The sequence below is a fragment of the Aeromonas sp. RU39B genome (genome assembly GCF_900156095.1).
In the GTDB taxonomy this organism is placed as follows: domain Bacteria; phylum Pseudomonadota; class Gammaproteobacteria; order Enterobacterales; family Aeromonadaceae; genus Aeromonas.
Genome location: NZ_FTMJ01000015.1, coordinates 1 through 14,600 on the forward strand (window position 1 = coordinate 1; position 14,600 = coordinate 14,600).

13 protein-coding genes and 6 tRNA genes are annotated in these 14,600 nt (G+C 57.9%); 11 read left to right on the forward strand and 8 right to left on the reverse strand.

What is annotated here, in order from left to right; translation table 11 throughout:
* Nucleotides 1-129 precede the first annotated feature (129 nt).
* From BW958_RS17225 to BW958_RS17235, 3 genes are read right to left on the reverse strand one after another with little or no spacing between them, the layout of a single operon-like run.
* Nucleotides 130-696 carry a PqiC family protein gene (locus BW958_RS17225; RefSeq protein WP_076577152.1) on the reverse strand — a complete coding sequence of 189 codons (567 nt, stop codon included), beginning with the start codon at nt 694-696 and terminating at the stop codon, nt 130-132.
* Nucleotides 693-2,342, reverse strand: a complete 1,650-nt coding sequence (gene pqiB, locus BW958_RS17230) for an intermembrane transport protein PqiB (RefSeq protein ID WP_076577153.1) — start codon at nt 2,340-2,342, stop codon at nt 693-695. Before pqiB ends, BW958_RS17225 begins: the two co-directional genes overlap by 4 nt.
* The gene (locus BW958_RS17235; protein ID WP_076577154.1) at nt 2,335-3,606 is read right to left on the reverse strand and encodes a paraquat-inducible protein A; all 1,272 of its coding nucleotides are present in this window, start codon (nt 3,604-3,606) and stop codon (nt 2,335-2,337) included. The genes pqiB and BW958_RS17235 overlap by 8 nt, the downstream gene beginning before the upstream one ends.
* 182 nt (nt 3,607-3,788) lie before the next feature.
* Between BW958_RS17235 and hfq the strand changes: the two genes are divergently transcribed.
* Nucleotides 3,789-4,136: an RNA chaperone Hfq gene (gene hfq / locus BW958_RS17240; protein WP_076577155.1), complete on the forward strand. Its 348-nt coding sequence runs from the start codon at nt 3,789-3,791 to the stop codon at nt 4,134-4,136.
* A 51-nt stretch (nt 4,137-4,187) separates the two neighbouring features.
* Here the strand turns inward: hfq and BW958_RS17245 are convergent, their stop codons facing one another.
* The 3 genes from BW958_RS17245 to dapA form a co-directional block, all read right to left on the reverse strand.
* Nucleotides 4,188-4,784, reverse strand: coding sequence for an HAD family hydrolase (locus BW958_RS17245; protein ID WP_076577156.1), 597 nt, complete (start codon nt 4,782-4,784; stop codon nt 4,188-4,190).
* A gap of 126 nt (nt 4,785-4,910) precedes the next feature.
* The gene (locus tag BW958_RS17250; protein ID WP_076577157.1) at nt 4,911-6,545 is read right to left on the reverse strand and encodes a diguanylate cyclase domain-containing protein; all 1,635 of its coding nucleotides are present in this window, start codon (nt 6,543-6,545) and stop codon (nt 4,911-4,913) included.
* A gap of 87 nt (nt 6,546-6,632) precedes the next feature.
* Nucleotides 6,633-7,511, reverse strand: a complete 879-nt coding sequence (gene dapA, locus BW958_RS17255; protein WP_076577158.1) for a 4-hydroxy-tetrahydrodipicolinate synthase — start codon at nt 7,509-7,511, stop codon at nt 6,633-6,635.
* Nucleotides 7,512-7,800: 289 nt separating this feature from the next.
* Here dapA and rsmC point away from each other — a divergent pair, with 289 nt between their 5' ends.
* The 10 genes from rsmC (at nt 7,801) to BW958_RS17305 (ending at nt 12,873) form a co-directional block, all read left to right on the forward strand.
* Nucleotides 7,801-8,835, forward strand: a complete 1,035-nt coding sequence (gene rsmC / locus BW958_RS17260) for a 16S rRNA (guanine(1207)-N(2))-methyltransferase RsmC (protein ID WP_076577159.1) — start codon at nt 7,801-7,803, stop codon at nt 8,833-8,835.
* A gap of 167 nt (nt 8,836-9,002) precedes the next feature.
* On the forward strand, nt 9,003-10,220 hold the full coding sequence (gene glgC / locus BW958_RS17265) for a glucose-1-phosphate adenylyltransferase (protein ID WP_076577160.1): 1,218 nt from the start codon (nt 9,003-9,005) through the stop codon (nt 10,218-10,220).
* Complete coding sequence (gene glgA / locus BW958_RS17270; RefSeq protein ID WP_076577161.1) at nt 10,210-11,676, forward strand: glycogen synthase GlgA; 1,467 nt, start codon at nt 10,210-10,212, stop codon at nt 11,674-11,676. The genes glgC and glgA overlap by 11 nt, the downstream gene beginning before the upstream one ends.
* A gap of 118 nt (nt 11,677-11,794) precedes the next feature.
* Nucleotides 11,795-11,880, forward strand: a tRNA-Leu gene (locus BW958_RS17275).
* Between the two features lie 51 nt (nt 11,881-11,931).
* A tRNA-Leu gene (locus BW958_RS17280) sits at nt 11,932-12,017 on the forward strand.
* Nucleotides 12,018-12,057: 40 nt separating this feature from the next.
* Nucleotides 12,058-12,143 (forward strand) — tRNA-Leu (locus BW958_RS17285).
* A gap of 40 nt (nt 12,144-12,183) precedes the next feature.
* Nucleotides 12,184-12,269 (forward strand) — tRNA-Leu (locus BW958_RS17290).
* A 40-nt stretch (nt 12,270-12,309) separates the two neighbouring features.
* Nucleotides 12,310-12,395 (forward strand) — tRNA-Leu (locus BW958_RS17295).
* A gap of 41 nt (nt 12,396-12,436) precedes the next feature.
* A tRNA-Leu gene (locus BW958_RS17300) sits at nt 12,437-12,522 on the forward strand.
* Between the two features lie 87 nt (nt 12,523-12,609).
* The gene (locus BW958_RS17305; RefSeq protein WP_076577162.1) at nt 12,610-12,873 is read left to right on the forward strand and encodes a late competence development ComFB family protein; all 264 of its coding nucleotides are present in this window, start codon (nt 12,610-12,612) and stop codon (nt 12,871-12,873) included.
* Nucleotides 12,874-12,881: 8 nt separating this feature from the next.
* On the opposite strand, the gene BW958_RS17310 is transcribed toward BW958_RS17305, so the two are convergent.
* Both BW958_RS17310 and radA read right to left on the reverse strand, forming a co-directional pair.
* Nucleotides 12,882-13,085, reverse strand: a complete 204-nt coding sequence (locus BW958_RS17310) for a hypothetical protein (RefSeq protein ID WP_076577251.1) — start codon at nt 13,083-13,085, stop codon at nt 12,882-12,884.
* 132 nt (nt 13,086-13,217) lie between these two features.
* On the reverse strand, nt 13,218-14,588 hold the full coding sequence (gene radA / locus BW958_RS17315) for a DNA repair protein RadA (RefSeq protein WP_076577163.1): 1,371 nt from the start codon (nt 14,586-14,588) through the stop codon (nt 13,218-13,220).
* Nucleotides 14,589-14,600 lie beyond the last annotated feature (12 nt).

Here is a 14,600-nt window from a genome sequence, read left to right on the forward strand (position 1 = left end):
AAATTGAAAGGCCTGAGTCCGGTGCAGTACCGAACTCAGGCCTTCTTGATTTAACCCGTATCTTTAACTGTCCAACTTTATGGGGTCAGTTCACTCGCGGGGCTTTTGCTTTTCTGGATTCACCGTCAATCAGTGTGTGGCGCTCACCCCTTTGGCGACATCATCGAGCAGGGCCGACCAGCTGGAGGCGAGCTCACCGACCAGCGCGTTATAACCATCGGTCGGCAAGGGGCGCTCACTCTGGAACAACTTGTCGAGCAGCACCTTGCCATCTTCGCCAATCAGGCGCCAACGCACCGTCACCAGCGCCTTGCCATCATAGCGGCCGGCAAACTGCTGCACCCGCAATGAGAGGCGCGGCCCTTTGCCGCCCTCTTCACGAATCACCCAGCCTGGCAGGCGGGCAGACAAGCCCTCCAGCGTCAGCTGCTCGAGCTGATTATCCAGCGTACCGGCCCAGCGATTCTGCTCGGCCAGTTGCAACTCGTGACCGGGCAGCTCATAAACCAAATTGACACTATCTATCTGATCCGACAGGGTGAGCGGCGCTAGTTGCAGCTCATGCTGCGGTACCACCGAGTTGTTGGCGTGGCTGCTGCTCCCTTGGCTCAGAGAGTAGAAATGGATGGCCGGCGTCGTCGCACTGCAGGCGCCGAGCGCCAGAGCAATCAGGGGGACAAGAACACGACGCTTCATTGGTCACCTCGTTTGGGCTGGGGATCGGGACGCGCACTGCGATCAAAAATCAGGGCGCTGGGCTTTTCATTGAGCGAGCGCACCAGCGGCTGCAGCTCACGCATCATCTGGTTGAGGCTCTGAATCGATTTCTGCAACTCGCGGCTGGTCCGCGAGCCGGCATCGTAATCCTGCAACGTCTGCTGCAACTGCTGCAGACTCTGGTTGAGCGAAGCCGGGATCTGCTGGGTCGCGCTCTGGCCAGTCAGCTTGTCGAGATTGTTGCTCACCGAGCGCACACTGCCGAGCGTCTTGTCGAGGGTCGCCAGCGTCCGGTTGACCTGATCCAGCGTGGCCGCGATATCCATGTCGGCAAACTTGTCGAGGATCTTGTTTACCTTGCGCTCGATCTGGTCAAGACCGGCGCTCACACTCGGGAATACCGGCTTGTTCTTGATGGTCTGGGCCACATATCTGGGCGCATCCGGTACAAAGTTCAGATCGATAATCTTGCTACCGGTCAGCAGGTTAGAGCTGCGAAGACTGGCGCGCAGCCCCTGGCGGAACTGCTGCTCGAACAGGGCCAGCCACTTCTCGTGATCGGTGTCGGCATCACGTTGACTCAGGCGCTGCACTTCAATGCGCGCCAGCACCGGCAAGGTGCGCTTGTTAAAGCGCGCCGACAGCTCGTCATCCACGATATAGGGCGCCGAGATCACGGTCCCGACCCGCACCCCGCGATACTCCACTGCGGCACCGGGATTAAGACCCGACAGGCTGTCTTCAAACAGGAAGACGTAATAGAGGAACTGGTTGAGGTTACCCTCCAATACGCTGGCCTGATCCTGGAACAGGGTGAAGCTGCTGTTGTCCTTGACGGGATCGCCAGGGGCCCAACCGGCAGGCAGACCCATGGTGATACCGCCGTTGAGCAGCGTCTCCAGTGAATCCATCTTCACTTTCATGCCCTGGCTGGTCACCGAGACCTCGAAACCGGGCGTCATCCAGAACCGGCTGTTGCTGTTCACCAGCGTGTCGTAAGGCGCCTTGATAAAGACCTTGTACTCCATCTGCGACTTCTCGGGGACAAAGTTGACCTGCTCAACCTGACCCACGGTATAACCCTGCACCTGCACCGGTGAATTAACCCCGAGCGCACGGGTTTCGCGGCTGGTCAGCACCAGATGGATGCCTTTTTGTCCGGCAGAGGCAAGCGGCGGGCTGTCCTGAATCTTGTAACTATCGCGCGCCTTGCCCTGTTTACCCTGCGCCATTTCGATATAGGTACCGGAGAGCAGGGTGCCAAGACCGGTGATCCCTTCGCGTCCAACCCGTGGCTTGACGATCCAGAACAGGCTGTCATCGCGCAGCATGTCGCTAGCCTGCTTGTCGATACGCGCCTTGAGCACTGCATGGGAGAAATCGCGGCTTAGCTCCACACTCTCGATGCGGCCGATATCCACATCGTGGGAGCGGATCGCCGTCTTGCCAGCAACGATGCCCTCGGCCCGCTCCACCGTCAGGGTGACTTGCGGACCTTGTTCATACCAGTGCTGGAACAGCATCCAGCCACCGATGACCAGTGCCACCAGCGGCACCATCCAGACGGCGGCCGCCGAGCTCAGGAAATCCGAGCCGACCTTCCACCTCTTGTTGCGCTCATTCAAGTTCGCGTTCTCCTTGATGCAGATCCCAGATGATACGGGGATCAAAACTCATGGCGGCGATCATGGTGATGATCACCACGCCAGCAAACGATACGGCGGCGGGGCCGGGATAGATGGTCATCAGGTTATCCAGACGAATCAATCCGGCCAAAATAGCCACCACAAAGACGTCGATCATCGACCAGCGTCCAACAAATTCAGTCAGGCGATAGAGCTTGAGCTTGCTGTAGGGCGCCTCTAGCTCGGCACCGCGCACTTGCCAGCAGAGCCAGAACAGGGAGAGCAGCTTGGCCATCGGCACCATCACGCTGGCGATAAAGATCACTGCGGCAATCGGATAGGAGCCGTGCTCCCACAACAGGATCACGCCGCCCATGATGGTGGAAGGGCTGTCATCGCCCAGAAACACGGTGTCCATAATGGGATAGAGGTTGGCTGGCACATAGAGCACCACCGCCGTAATCAGCAGCGCCAAGGTTCGGTGCAAACTGGCAGGTTTGCGGCTGTGCAGATGACTAGCGCAGCGTCGGCAGCGATGCTGATGACTCGTATTAAGCGCACCACACACATGGCAGCCAACCAGCGCTTGTTCGCGGGCAGAGCGATCAGCAACCAGCGGCGCCTCTAACTCGACCGGGCCAAACAGCTGCTGCCACAACCAGTGAACATCCAGACTCGATATGGTCTTTATCAGCAGCACGGTATAGCCGACAAAGGCCCAAAAACCGAGCCCCAGTGTCACGTCTGCCATCGCCATCAGCTTGACCAGTGAAATAATGACGCCGATCAGGAACACGTCGACCATCAGCCAGGGGCGGATTCGGCAAAGAATGCGGCCAAGCGAGCGCATGGCGTTCGGGTGCAGTTGCCGGTCCAGACGCCAGATAACCAGCATCATCGAGCCGACATAAACCAGCGGAAAGCCAATCAGGGTAATACTCAGCACCACCGCCAGAAACAGATAGCCGGCATCCACCAGCGCCCCGATAGCCTGCAGAAAACTCATTTCGCGGCCGAGGCCGTAACTGGAAAAGCCCATAAAGGTGAAAGAGTTACACAGCACAAACATCACCAGCGTGGCCATGCCATAGGCGAGCGGCCGGATTCTGGGCAGGCGCTGATGACGAGCCTGCACATGACCACAGCGCGGGCAGCAGAGCACCTCGCCCACCGCGAGTTCGGTCGCCGGGATAAGCAGGTCACACTCCTCGCAGGCACAGGCATCGTGCCGATAAAGCGGCGGGGCCTTCGCAGACTCGAACAAGGGCTTCTCTCAGTGGGTAGTCAATAAGGGGCAATTATCGCAGTGATGGCCGGAGCAAACCAGCCTGGCAGTGATCATGATCACACTCGCGTCAACCAGCAAGACCCAGAATGGCTTTGACAAGGCAGAGCCCATTTAGCACAATCAGACGCCACTTCTCTGTTTCCGCGGGACAATAACTTATGACAACCGAATCCCCCAGCTATGCCACCATCGAGCAGGCCTTTTCTCTTGGTAACGGGCAGGACTCCGCCCTCAACTGGCTGCGCAAGAATCGCACCCAGGTCGCCATTTTCCTGGTCAGCGGCATCAAACTGGAAGGGACCATCAGCGGTTTCGATCAGTACAGCGTCCTGTTGACCGATGCACACGGCAACCAGCAACTGGTTTATAAGGCCAAGATTTCTACCATCGCCATGCTGACCGGTCGTCCGCAAGTCAGCATTCAGCGTGCTCGCAAACCGCGTGTCTCTATGGGCTCGCGCCCTTACGGCCCGCGCAGCAACGACGATTCGGGCGAACAGCAGTAATCCTTCTTTGAAAAACACCGTTGCCGACTGTCCCGCCGGCAACGGACGTTGTTATTTCTCAAGCGCTCCCAGCTGGGGAATCCCCTCACTGACCAGCACACACGCCATACCAGCCGAGTGCGCGGCCTGCTCACCGATCCCGGTATCCTCAAACACCAGACATTCGCCAGCCTTGACGCCAAGGCGCTGCGCAGCCAGCAGGAAGGTGTCCGGATTGGGTTTGTGCAGATCCACGTCATCGGCGGTGATCACCACCGGAAAATAACGATCCAGCCCGGCATTGCGTAGCACTGCCTCGGCATTGACCCGTGGTGAGCCGGTTCCGATGGCCATCGGGACTTTGCCAAAATGCGCTTCCACCAGCGCCTTCATGGCAGGAAATGCAGTCGCCTTGTGCATGTTGGCGACATAGTGTTTGGTCTTGCAGCGGGTGACCGCCTCCACATCGATCTCGATCCCCTGGGCTTTACCCAACATCACGGCAATCTTGCGACTCGGCACGCCACCAAGGGCGTAAAGCCACTCACCGTCATAGCGAAAACCGAATTCCAGAGCAGTCTGACGCCACGCATCCAGATGGAGGGGCATCGAGTCCACCAGGGTTCCATCGAGATCGAAAATCAGCCCACTGAAGCGGGTCAACAGCATGTCGCGGTCTCCTTCACCACAATTTGTCGAATGATTGTACTCGCAGCAGGCGATGGCGCCCAGCCTCACGCCGCGCAGTTGTGCGCTGCATCGAGCTGCATAAGGCAAGACAGACAGAGGTTGTCGTTACAGAAAGGGGTGGGTACAAGCACGCCCTTGCGCTTTGGCGCGATAGAGCGCCTGATCGGCCCGGCTTATCAGCTGCGACCAATCAGTCTCCGCCGAGGGAATCATGTAGCTAAGACCGATACTGACCGTGACACTCGATGCGACCCGGGAGCCGGGATGAGCGATGGCCAGATCATCGAGGGCGCGGTGGATACGCTCTGCCAGCATCTCGGCCTCGCCGTGCTGTGGCTCGAACAGCAAAATAGCAAACTCTTCACCGCCATAGCGCGCCACCAGATTGCTGCGCCGCCGCTCGCAATCCTGCAACGTTGCCGCGATCCGGCGCAGGCAGTCATCCCCTTGCGGATGGCCCAGCTTGTCGTTGTAAGACTTGAAGTCGTCCACATCCAGCATCAGCACCGCTAGCGGCGAGCTGGCACGACGCGCCCGCTCCCAGGCGGTGGCAACAAACAGATCCCAGTGACGACGATTGGCGATGCCGGTCAAAGGATCCTCAAGGCTCATGGCTGACAGCTGACGATTGGCCTGTTCCAGCAGGTCATTGGCTCGGGCCAGCTGCTCGGTACGTTCGGTCACGCGCAGCTCCAGCTCCTGATTAAGGCGGCGCAGCGCCTCTTCAGTGCGCTGGCGCAAAAGCAGATGTGAGAGTGTGGCGGCAAATTGCTTGAAGATCTCGGCATGATAGCGCTGCCAGGGGCGGCGCAGCAGCAGGTTATCGGTTTCAATCCAGCCAAGCGGCCGGTTATCGTGCCACAGCGAAATCATGGCCAACCAGCCACGCCCCACCTGTTGACCAGATTGATAAAGCGGCACCTGCTCTTGCACCACCACCCGATCCTTGCTCGACAACACTTGGCGAATCATCGGCTTGGCGGGAAGCTCACCCGCGACATCCGACTCATCAATCAGCTCACCGCTGGCCGCCGTTCCCCAGCTGCCGCGCATGGTCCGCTGATCTTCATCCACTAAGAAAATCGCCATGCGATCCACCTCGAGCTGGCTGCGCGCCAGCGTGACCGCCTGGCGCAGTAACTCGCACTCACTTTGGCAGGTAGAGAGTAGTAACCCCACCTGATGCAAGGAGCGCAGCAGGGTAAGCAGAGAGTCCTGTACCTGAAGGCTCTGATCGAGATCGCGGCGCACCAATTGCAGCTCATCGCGCTCCACATCAATGCGGCCGGACAAGATGCGGGTCTCGAGCTCGGCAGCCAGATAGTGGGTCAGCAGTTGCAGAGGATGACGCTGGCTGGCAGCCAGCCGATCCACCCGACGGCAGGTCTCGAGATAGACCACGCCAGCCAGATGTTGACTGCGTTTAAGCGGAATGGCGGCCCGCACCTGACTAAGCGGTGGCTCGGCCTGATCCCAAGTACTCACAGGTAAGGTAAAAGGTTCACACTGGATTTGGCCACTGAGCAGGGCACTGTCGAGGAAAGCAGTAGGGAGGCGTGATTCAGCGCTCGGTGGATGGCAAGTCAGCTTGTCGGTTGCCGAGAGCCAGAGAATCTTGGAGTCGGGTTCATGAAGGACCAGACAGACAAAATGCGCATCCATCTTCTCCTTGATAGCGCCGAGCACCACTTCGCAGAGGTGCTCGACACTGTCGTAGCGCTCGGGGGCCCAGTCCTGCATACCTTCTCCTTGAAGAAACGCTGGAATTTTAGCCCCTTATGAAACCCTTCGTATGAACTGCCGGTTAAAAAAGCGATCCAATCCGCATTATTTTTCCAACAGACCCAACTCGGTCATAACAGAACGAATGCGGGTCTTGGTGGCATCAGAGAGCGGCATCACCGGCAGGCGGCACTCTTCGGTGCAAAAACCGAGCAGTGACGCGGCATACTTGGCTCCGGCCGGGCTCGGCTCGGCGAACATGGCCTGGTGCAGCGGGATCAGGCGATCCTGCAGCGCGCGTGCCTCTTCCCAGCGGCCAGCCAGCGTCAGATTCTGCACTTCAGCAACCAGTTTTGGCGCCACGTTGGCGGTGACCGAGATGCAGCCGCTGCCGCCACTGATGTTGTAAGCCACGGCTGTGCCGTCTTCACCAGAGAGCCAGGTGAAGGACTTTTTAATCAGCTGACGCTCACTCCAGGGGCGGGAGAGATCACCGGTCGCATCCTTAACCCCCACAATACGCGGCAACTCGGCCAGCCGGGCCATGGTCTGCGGCTGGATATCCACGATGGCGCGCGGCGGGATGTTGTAGAGAATGATCGGCAGCTCGGTGGCATCATGCACCGCCTTGAAGTGGTGATAGAGCCCTTCCTGATTGGGACGGTTGTAGTAACCGGCAACATGCAGGGTGGCATTCGCACCGGCGCGCTGGGCATGACGGGTGTATTCAATGGCTTCAATCGGGTTGTTAGAGCCGGCACCGGCAATCACCGGCACACGGCCAGCGGCCTGTTTGACCACCAGCTCAATCACGCGGCAGTGCTCATCATGGGTCAGGGTCGGGCTTTCACCTGTGGTGCCCACCGGAACAATTCCGTGCGTACCTTGCTCTACATGCCACTCGACCAGGCGGCAGAGAGCCTCTTCATCCAGCTGTCCGTTGCGAAAGGGGGTAATCAGGGCAACGATCGATCCTTGAAACATGAGCACTCCTCGTTCTGTCTGCATCTTTATTCAGTTGAAAGATAAACAAAAACCCCGGTTCACCATTGGCGCAACCGGGGTCGATATTGTCACAAGACTCGGGGTTTACGCGCAGACGAATACCGGCCCGGATTTTTTCAGAGCCTTGGTGGATTTTCGTTTCAGCGCGATGAGGTGCATCACCCGTTCCTGCATAAAAATTGTCTTCCTGCATCTTTTGGGAAGCGCCCGCAAATGTCAATAGTCCGACAGCATGTATAATGTGCCCCCACACCTTCGGAGATGCTTCATGAATCCACTTGGCAATGTCAGCGAGATGCTGCAACGCAACCTGAGTCTGTTTGATGGCAAGCGCCTGCTTGTTTGCGGCCTGCTGGAGGATGACCTGCCGTTGCTGCTGCGTCAGCACGTTGCATCGCTGGAGGTGTTTACCACGGATTATTGCTACTACCGCCAATATCAGGAGCGGCTGCCAGGACAACTGCAGTTTGGCCACCAGCTCAGCCCAACGACTCGCTATGATGCCGTGCTGCTGCTGCTGCCCAAGGCCAAACAAGAGGCGCAATTCCTGCTGGCCATGGTGGCGCCCACTCTCGAGACTGGCGCCGATCTGCTGGTTGCCGGTGACAACCGTGGTGGTATCAACGGCGCCGACAAACTGCTGGCCAGCTATGGCGACAAGCCCATCAAGCGCGACTCGGCACGCCGCGCATCGCTCTATCACGGACAATTGACCAAGCCGGTTGCGCCGTTTGATCTGGAACAGTGGGTGCAGCGCTACCAGTGCCAGCTTGCAGAGCTGCCGCTTGAGATCCACGCCCTGCCCGGCGTATTCAGCTCGGCCGAGCTCGACAACGGTTCACGCCTGCTGCTGGAACATCTACCCGCGCTCGGTGGCAGGGTGCTGGATTTTGGCTGCGGTGCCGGTGTGCTGGGCTGCGCCATGGGCAAGCGTTATCCGTCACTGAGTCTGGAATTGGTCGATATCAGTGCTCTGGCGCTGGAGTCGAGCCGCCGCACGCTGGCAGCAAATGGTGTCACGGGTAACGTGCATGCTTCCGATGTTTACTCCGATATCGTAGGAAAATTCCAACATATTGTCTCGAATCCACCGTTCCACGCCGGTCTGAAAACCTTCTATGCGGCCACCGAGACCTTCCTTCGCAATGCCCCTGATCACTTGTTGCAAGATGGTGAAATAACCATTGTCGCCAACGCATTTTTGCGCTATCAACCTGTATTGGAGCAAGGCTTCAATCGTATCGCGACGGTGGCAGACGACAAGCGGTTCAGGGTCTACAGCTGCGGCAAAAAGAAAAATTAATCGAAGCTGCCGATCCGTAAAAAAGTTCTGGTAGAGTCCATTAGGCGTTGATTAATTACCTCATCCACGGTAATTTTCAAACACGTCGAACAGTTACCCCCTAGGGGGTAATTTTATGGCTTCACCTGAAAACCTTTTCAATGGATTATAAGGACACGGAGATAGATATGGCCGGATTACTTGCTATGGTTCTGGCGGGGGGCGAAGGGACCCGCTTACAACCATTAACCACGACTCGTAGCAAACCCTCAGTACCGTTTGGCGGCACTTACCGTCTGATTGACTTTGTCCTGAACAACTTCGTCAACGCCGACTTCCTGCGTATCTATGTTCTCACCCAATTCAAGTCCCAGTCCCTCTATCTGCACATGAAGAAGGGCTGGAACGTTGCCGGTATCACCGACCGCTTCATTGACCCCATCCCGGCCCAGATGCGTATGGGCAAACGCTGGTATGACGGCACCGCTGACGCTATTTACCAAAACCTGCGTTTTATCGAACTCTCCGATCCTGACCACGTAGCCATCTTCGGCTCTGACCACATCTACAAGATGGATGTCAGCCAGATGGTCAGCTTCCATAAGCAAAAGCAGGCAGCCATGACCGTTGCGGCCATCCGGATGCCGCTCAGCGAAGCCAGTTCGTTTGGGGTGATTGAAGTCGATACCGAAGGGCGCATGGTCGGCTTTGAGGAAAAACCCAAGCAGCCCAAGAGCATCCCCGGCGAGCCGGAATGGGCGCTGGTCTCAATGGGTAACTATATCTTCGAAACCCAGGCGCTCTATCGTGAGCTCAAGCGTGATGCGGCCAAAGAGAACTCCAGCCACGACTTTGGTAAAGACATCATCCCGGATCTGTTCCCCCGTGCGCCAGTTTATGTCTACGACTACAGCACCAACATCATCCCGGGCGAGCCCTCCACCGTCTACTGGCGTGATGTGGGTACCCTTGATGCATACTGGCAGGCGCACATGGATCTGGTGGCAGACCAACCGCCCTTCTCCCTGTATAACCGCAAATGGTCGCTGCACACCTACTATCCGCCCTTGCCGCCAGCCACCTTCGTGGATACCGAAAACTGCAAGGTGAAGATTTCCAATGCCCTTATCTCCGTGGGCAGCCTGATCCAGGGCAGTACCATTCAGCGCAGCGTGCTGGGTTTCCGCTGCAATGTCGGCCCTTGCACCCATATCAGCGAGTCGGTGTTGCTGGGTGATGTGAAGATTGGGGAAGGCTGCTCAATCCGGCGCGCGATCATCGATAAGAATGTCGAAATTGCACCCGGCACCGTGATCGGTGAAAATCTGGACCATGACAGAGAACGGTTCACCGTCTCGGAAGGCGGTATCGTCGTGGTTCCCAAAGGAGCAAGAGTTGGCTATTGAACCCCTGAAGATCCTGTTTGTTGCTTCGGAAGTAGAAGGTTTTGCCAAGACCGGAGGGCTCGCGGACGTAGCCCGCGCCCTCCCTCTGAGTCTCGTCGAACGCGGGCATGACGTGATGATCGTCATGCCCTTTTACAAGACGCTCAAACATCGGGAAAAAGCGACGCTGCTGGCCTCAGCCGAGTTGCCGATCGCTCCGGGCATGGAGTCTGTGCCCTATCAACTGTTCAAGTTACAGCAAGATAACCTGACGCTACTGCTGGTTGACTGCCCGCGCTACTTCGAGCGCGAGCAGCTCTACGCCGAGAACAACCACGCCTACGACGACAACGGCGCCCGCTTTGCATTCTTCTGCTCGGCGGCGCTGCACAGTTGTGAGGTGCTGGGGTTCCAGCCAAACATCATTCACTGCAATGACTGGCATACCGCGCTGGTGCCGATGCTGCTGCGCACCCGCTACGGCGGCTCGCCCCTCTTTGCGGCCACCCGTAGCGTCATTAGCATTCACAATGCGGCGTTTCAGGGGATTTTTGATCGCCAGCAACTGTGGGTCGTCCCGGAAGTAGTCGGGAACTACTCGCAGTTGGGACAGCCCTACAGCGCGCCCATCAATTTCCTCAAGTGCGGTGTTTTCTACGCCGACAAGATCAATGCCGTGAGTCCCAACTATGCCGACGAGCTGCTGACCCACTTAGGTGCCCATGGCATGGCCTCTTCGTTTCAGGAACGGGCAAACGATCTGTGCGGCATCATCAATGGCTGTGACTATCGCGACTGGGATCCACAAACCGACCACTATCTGCCGGCCACCTACAGTGCCGACAACATGGCAGGTAAAGCCATCTGCAAGCAAACCCTGCAAGAAGAGCTGGGATTGCCGGTCGAGCCGGTGGCCATTTACGGCATGGTCTGTCGCCTGACAGAGCAAAAAGGGGTGCCGCTGCTGCTGCCGGCGCTGGAAAAATTCCTGCACCATCGGGTTCAGGTGGTGATTGTCGGAACCGGCGATCCGCTGCTGGCCCAACAGCTGACCCAGATGGCCAGCCAATATCCGGACAAGCTGGCGTTTCTCAATACCTATGACAATCGCTTGGCGCATCTGGTCGAGGCCGGTGCCGATCTGTTCCTGATGCCATCCCTGTTTGAACCCTGCGGTCTCAATCAGATGTACAGCCTGGCCTATGGCACCCTGCCGCTGGTCCGTGCCGTGGGCGGCCTCAAGGATACGGTGACTGATATCGAACGGGATCCGCACCACGCAACCGGCTTTAGCTTTGTTGAGCCCAATGCGGTGATGCTGCTCGATACTCTGCGCCGCAGCTTGCTGTTTTATCTGCAAGAGCCCGAGCAATTCCATCAGGTTCAGCTGCGCGCCATGCGTACCCGCTTTAACTGGAGCGACTCGGTCATCCAGTATGAAGAGATGTATCGCAACGCACTGGCCAAGCCGCATTAAGCAGCAAGACGCACAACTTTTAAGCCATTGGATGGCAAACCTGGGCGCAACACGGAGAAAGTCACTTTTTACTGTTGACGCCCTATGAAAACTCTATAGAATGCCCCTCCGCAGCGATGCGAAGGTGGCGGAATTGGTAGACGCGCTAGCTTCAGGTGTTAGTGTCCCCCGGACGTGAGGGTTCAAGTCCCTCTCTTCGCACCATGACTGCCATGCCTGGCCGAGGCATGTAAAGCTTCAACGGCAACACAATGTGCGAAGGTGGCGGAATTGGTAGACGCGCTAGCTTCAGGTGTTAGTGCCCCCCGGGCGTGAGGGTTCAAGTCCCTCTCTTCGCACCATGCTTCTCCAGAGCATGTCAATCAAACTGGAACACAATGTGCGAAGGTGGCGGAATTGGTAGACGCGCTAGCTTCAGGTGTTAGTGTCCCCCGGACGTGAGGGTTCAAGTCCCTCTCTTCGCACCATGCTTCTCCAGAGCATGTCAATCAAACTGGAACACAATGTGCGAAGGTGGCGGAATTGGTAGACGCGCTAGCTTCAGGTGTTAGTGTCCCCCGGACGTGAGGGTTCAAGTCCCTCTCTTCGCACCATGCTTCTCCAGAGCATGTCAATCAAACTGGAACACAATGTGCGAAGGTGGCGGAATTGGTAGACGCGCTAGCTTCAGGTGTTAGTGTCCCCCGGACGTGAGGGTTCAAGTCCCTCTCTTCGCACCATGCTTCTCCAGAGCATGTCAATCAAACTGGAAACACAATGTGCGAAGGTGGCGGAATTGGTAGACGCGCTAGCTTCAGGTGTTAGTGCCCCCCGGGCGTGAGGGTTCAAGTCCCTCTCTTCGCACCATAGATTTGTAAAAAAGCCCGTGACGTCATGTTACGGGCTTTTTGCTTTGGTTATGCTTCTCCTCGACACGCGACAAGGAGACTGGTCATGAAGCTGGACAGCGACATTCACAACTTTTACGAATATCTGGTACTACAAGCCTTGCGCGAAGAGGCGTTGGCACAGCGCCTGACCCCCGACCAACTCGCCGACCTCTGTTGCCTCACCCTCAACCAGCTACCCGCCCACTATATCCGCCACAACGTGGACATGATCTATTTCCTCGGCCCGGACAAGCGGCAAGAGATGGAAGAGAAGGTTCGCAAGGCGCTCAAACTGGCCATGGAAAAGCTGAGCGCCGAGCTGGCATGAGCCTGATACTAGCGATGTTGCAGCAGTAGCGTCACCGCACCGGCCAAGCCACCAATGGGTAAAATGATCAGCCCCGCCCGGCAGCGGGGCTCCAGCAGCATCCAGGCCGCCAACAAAAAGCCGGCCGAGCCTAACCAGTAAGGATGGTGCCTGCCCAGTAACAGCAACATGAGCAGGACAACCAGTAGCAGCAGCGTCCACACCGATTTCATGATTCGATCCACCAACATGATAATAGTTATCATTTGAGTGTATCTGTTTGTACGCCATACGCCACCCCTTTTATCCAGATGGGGGATGTCGGGGTGGCAGGCAATCATGAACGGCGCTGGACTGCTGCGAACTTAAAGCGCTTCCAGTGCGTCGGCCAGTTTTTTGACCGGCACCACCTCCATTCCCTCAATCGGCGATTTGGGCGCATTGGCCCAGGGCACGATGGCGCGGCGAAAACCATGCTTGGCAGCCTCTTGCAACCGCTCCTGCCCCGATGGCACCGGGCGGATCTCGCCGGATAGCCCCACTTCGCCAAATACCACCAGATCGCGCGCCAGAGGTTGATCGCGAAAGCTCGAGACCATCGCCAGCAGCAGACCGAGATCGGCACTGGTCTCTTCCACTTTGACGCCACCGACCACGTTGATAAACACATCCTGATCGGCCATCTGCAAGCCGCCGTGACGGTGCAACACCGCCAGCAGCATAGCCAGCCGGTTATGGTCCATCCCGACCGCCACCCGGCGTGGGTTGGAGAGCTGGGAGTAATCCACCAGCGCCTGCAACTCCACCAGCAGCGGCCGCGTTCCTTCCCAGATCACCATCACAATCGAGCCCGGAGCCTGCTCCTCACCACGGCTTAAGAAAATGGCGGAAGGGTTGCTCACTTCACGCATCCCCTGCCCGGTCATGGCAAACACCCCCAGCTCATTGACAGCGCCAAAGCGATTTTTGTGGGAGCGCAGGGTCCGAAAGCGAGAGTCATGGCCACCGTCGAGCAGAATTGAGCAGTCGATACAGTGCTCCAGCACCTTGGGACCGGCCAGCGTACCGTCCTTGGTGACATGGCCGACCATGAAAATAGCCACATGGTTCTGCTTGGCAAAGCGAGTGAGCAGGGCGGCGGCCTCGCGTACCTGAGAGACCGACCCCGGCGCTGACTGCACATCGGCCACATGCATCACCTGAATCGAGTCGATGACCATGATCTGCGGCTGCTCCTGCTGGGCAATCAGGCAGATCTGCTCGACGCTGGTCTCGGAGAGCATACGCAGCTTGTCGGTAGGCAATCCCAGCCGGCTGGCGCGCATGGCCACCTGCTGTAGCGACTCTTCCCCGGTGACATAGAGGGTTTTCATCCGCTCGGCCAGACCACACATGGTCTGCAATAACAGGGTCGATTTACCTGCACCGGGATTACCGCCAATCAGGATCGCCGAGCCCGGCACCACCCCACCGCCCAACACCCGGTCGAGCTCTTTGAAGCCGGAGGTAAAGCGCGGGATCTCGGTCGTGGCGATTTCGGCCAGAGTCTGCACCTTGCTGCCGGCCGTGCCGGCATAACCACTGAAGCGGGCTGCGCCACTACCACGCGGCGTCACACTGCCAAGGCGCACCTCGGTAATGGTGTTCCACTCCTTACACTCGGTGCACTGGCCCTGCCAGCGGTTGAAATCAGCCCCGCACTCGGAGCATACGTATGCAGTTTTGTTTTTAGCCATCCTGACATCTCA

Bases quoted from the DNA above. Each gene is read 5' to 3' on its own strand.
- radA (WP_076577163.1), bottom strand. From the start codon at position 14,588: ATGGCTAAAAACAAAACTGCATACGTATGCTCCGAGTGCGGGGCTGAT.
- BW958_RS17310 (WP_076577251.1), bottom strand. From the start codon at position 13,085: ATGAAATCGGTGTGGACGCTGCTGCTACTGGTTGTCCTGCTCATGTTG.
- BW958_RS17305 (WP_076577162.1), top strand. From the start codon at position 12,610: ATGAAGCTGGACAGCGACATTCACAACTTTTACGAATATCTGGTACTA.
- rsmC (WP_076577159.1), top strand. From the start codon at position 7,801: ATGAATCCACTTGGCAATGTCAGCGAGATGCTGCAACGCAACCTGAGT.
- BW958_RS17250 (WP_076577157.1), bottom strand. From the start codon at position 6,545: ATGCAGGACTGGGCCCCCGAGCGCTACGACAGTGTCGAGCACCTCTGC.
- BW958_RS17245 (WP_076577156.1), bottom strand. From the start codon at position 4,784: ATGCTGTTGACCCGCTTCAGTGGGCTGATTTTCGATCTCGATGGAACC.
- glgC (WP_076577160.1), top strand. From the start codon at position 9,003: ATGGCCGGATTACTTGCTATGGTTCTGGCGGGGGGCGAAGGGACCCGC.
- BW958_RS17225 (WP_076577152.1), bottom strand. From the start codon at position 696: ATGAAGCGTCGTGTTCTTGTCCCCCTGATTGCTCTGGCGCTCGGCGCC.
- dapA (WP_076577158.1), bottom strand. From the start codon at position 7,511: ATGTTTCAAGGATCGATCGTTGCCCTGATTACCCCCTTTCGCAACGGA.
- hfq (WP_076577155.1), top strand. From the start codon at position 3,789: ATGACAACCGAATCCCCCAGCTATGCCACCATCGAGCAGGCCTTTTCT.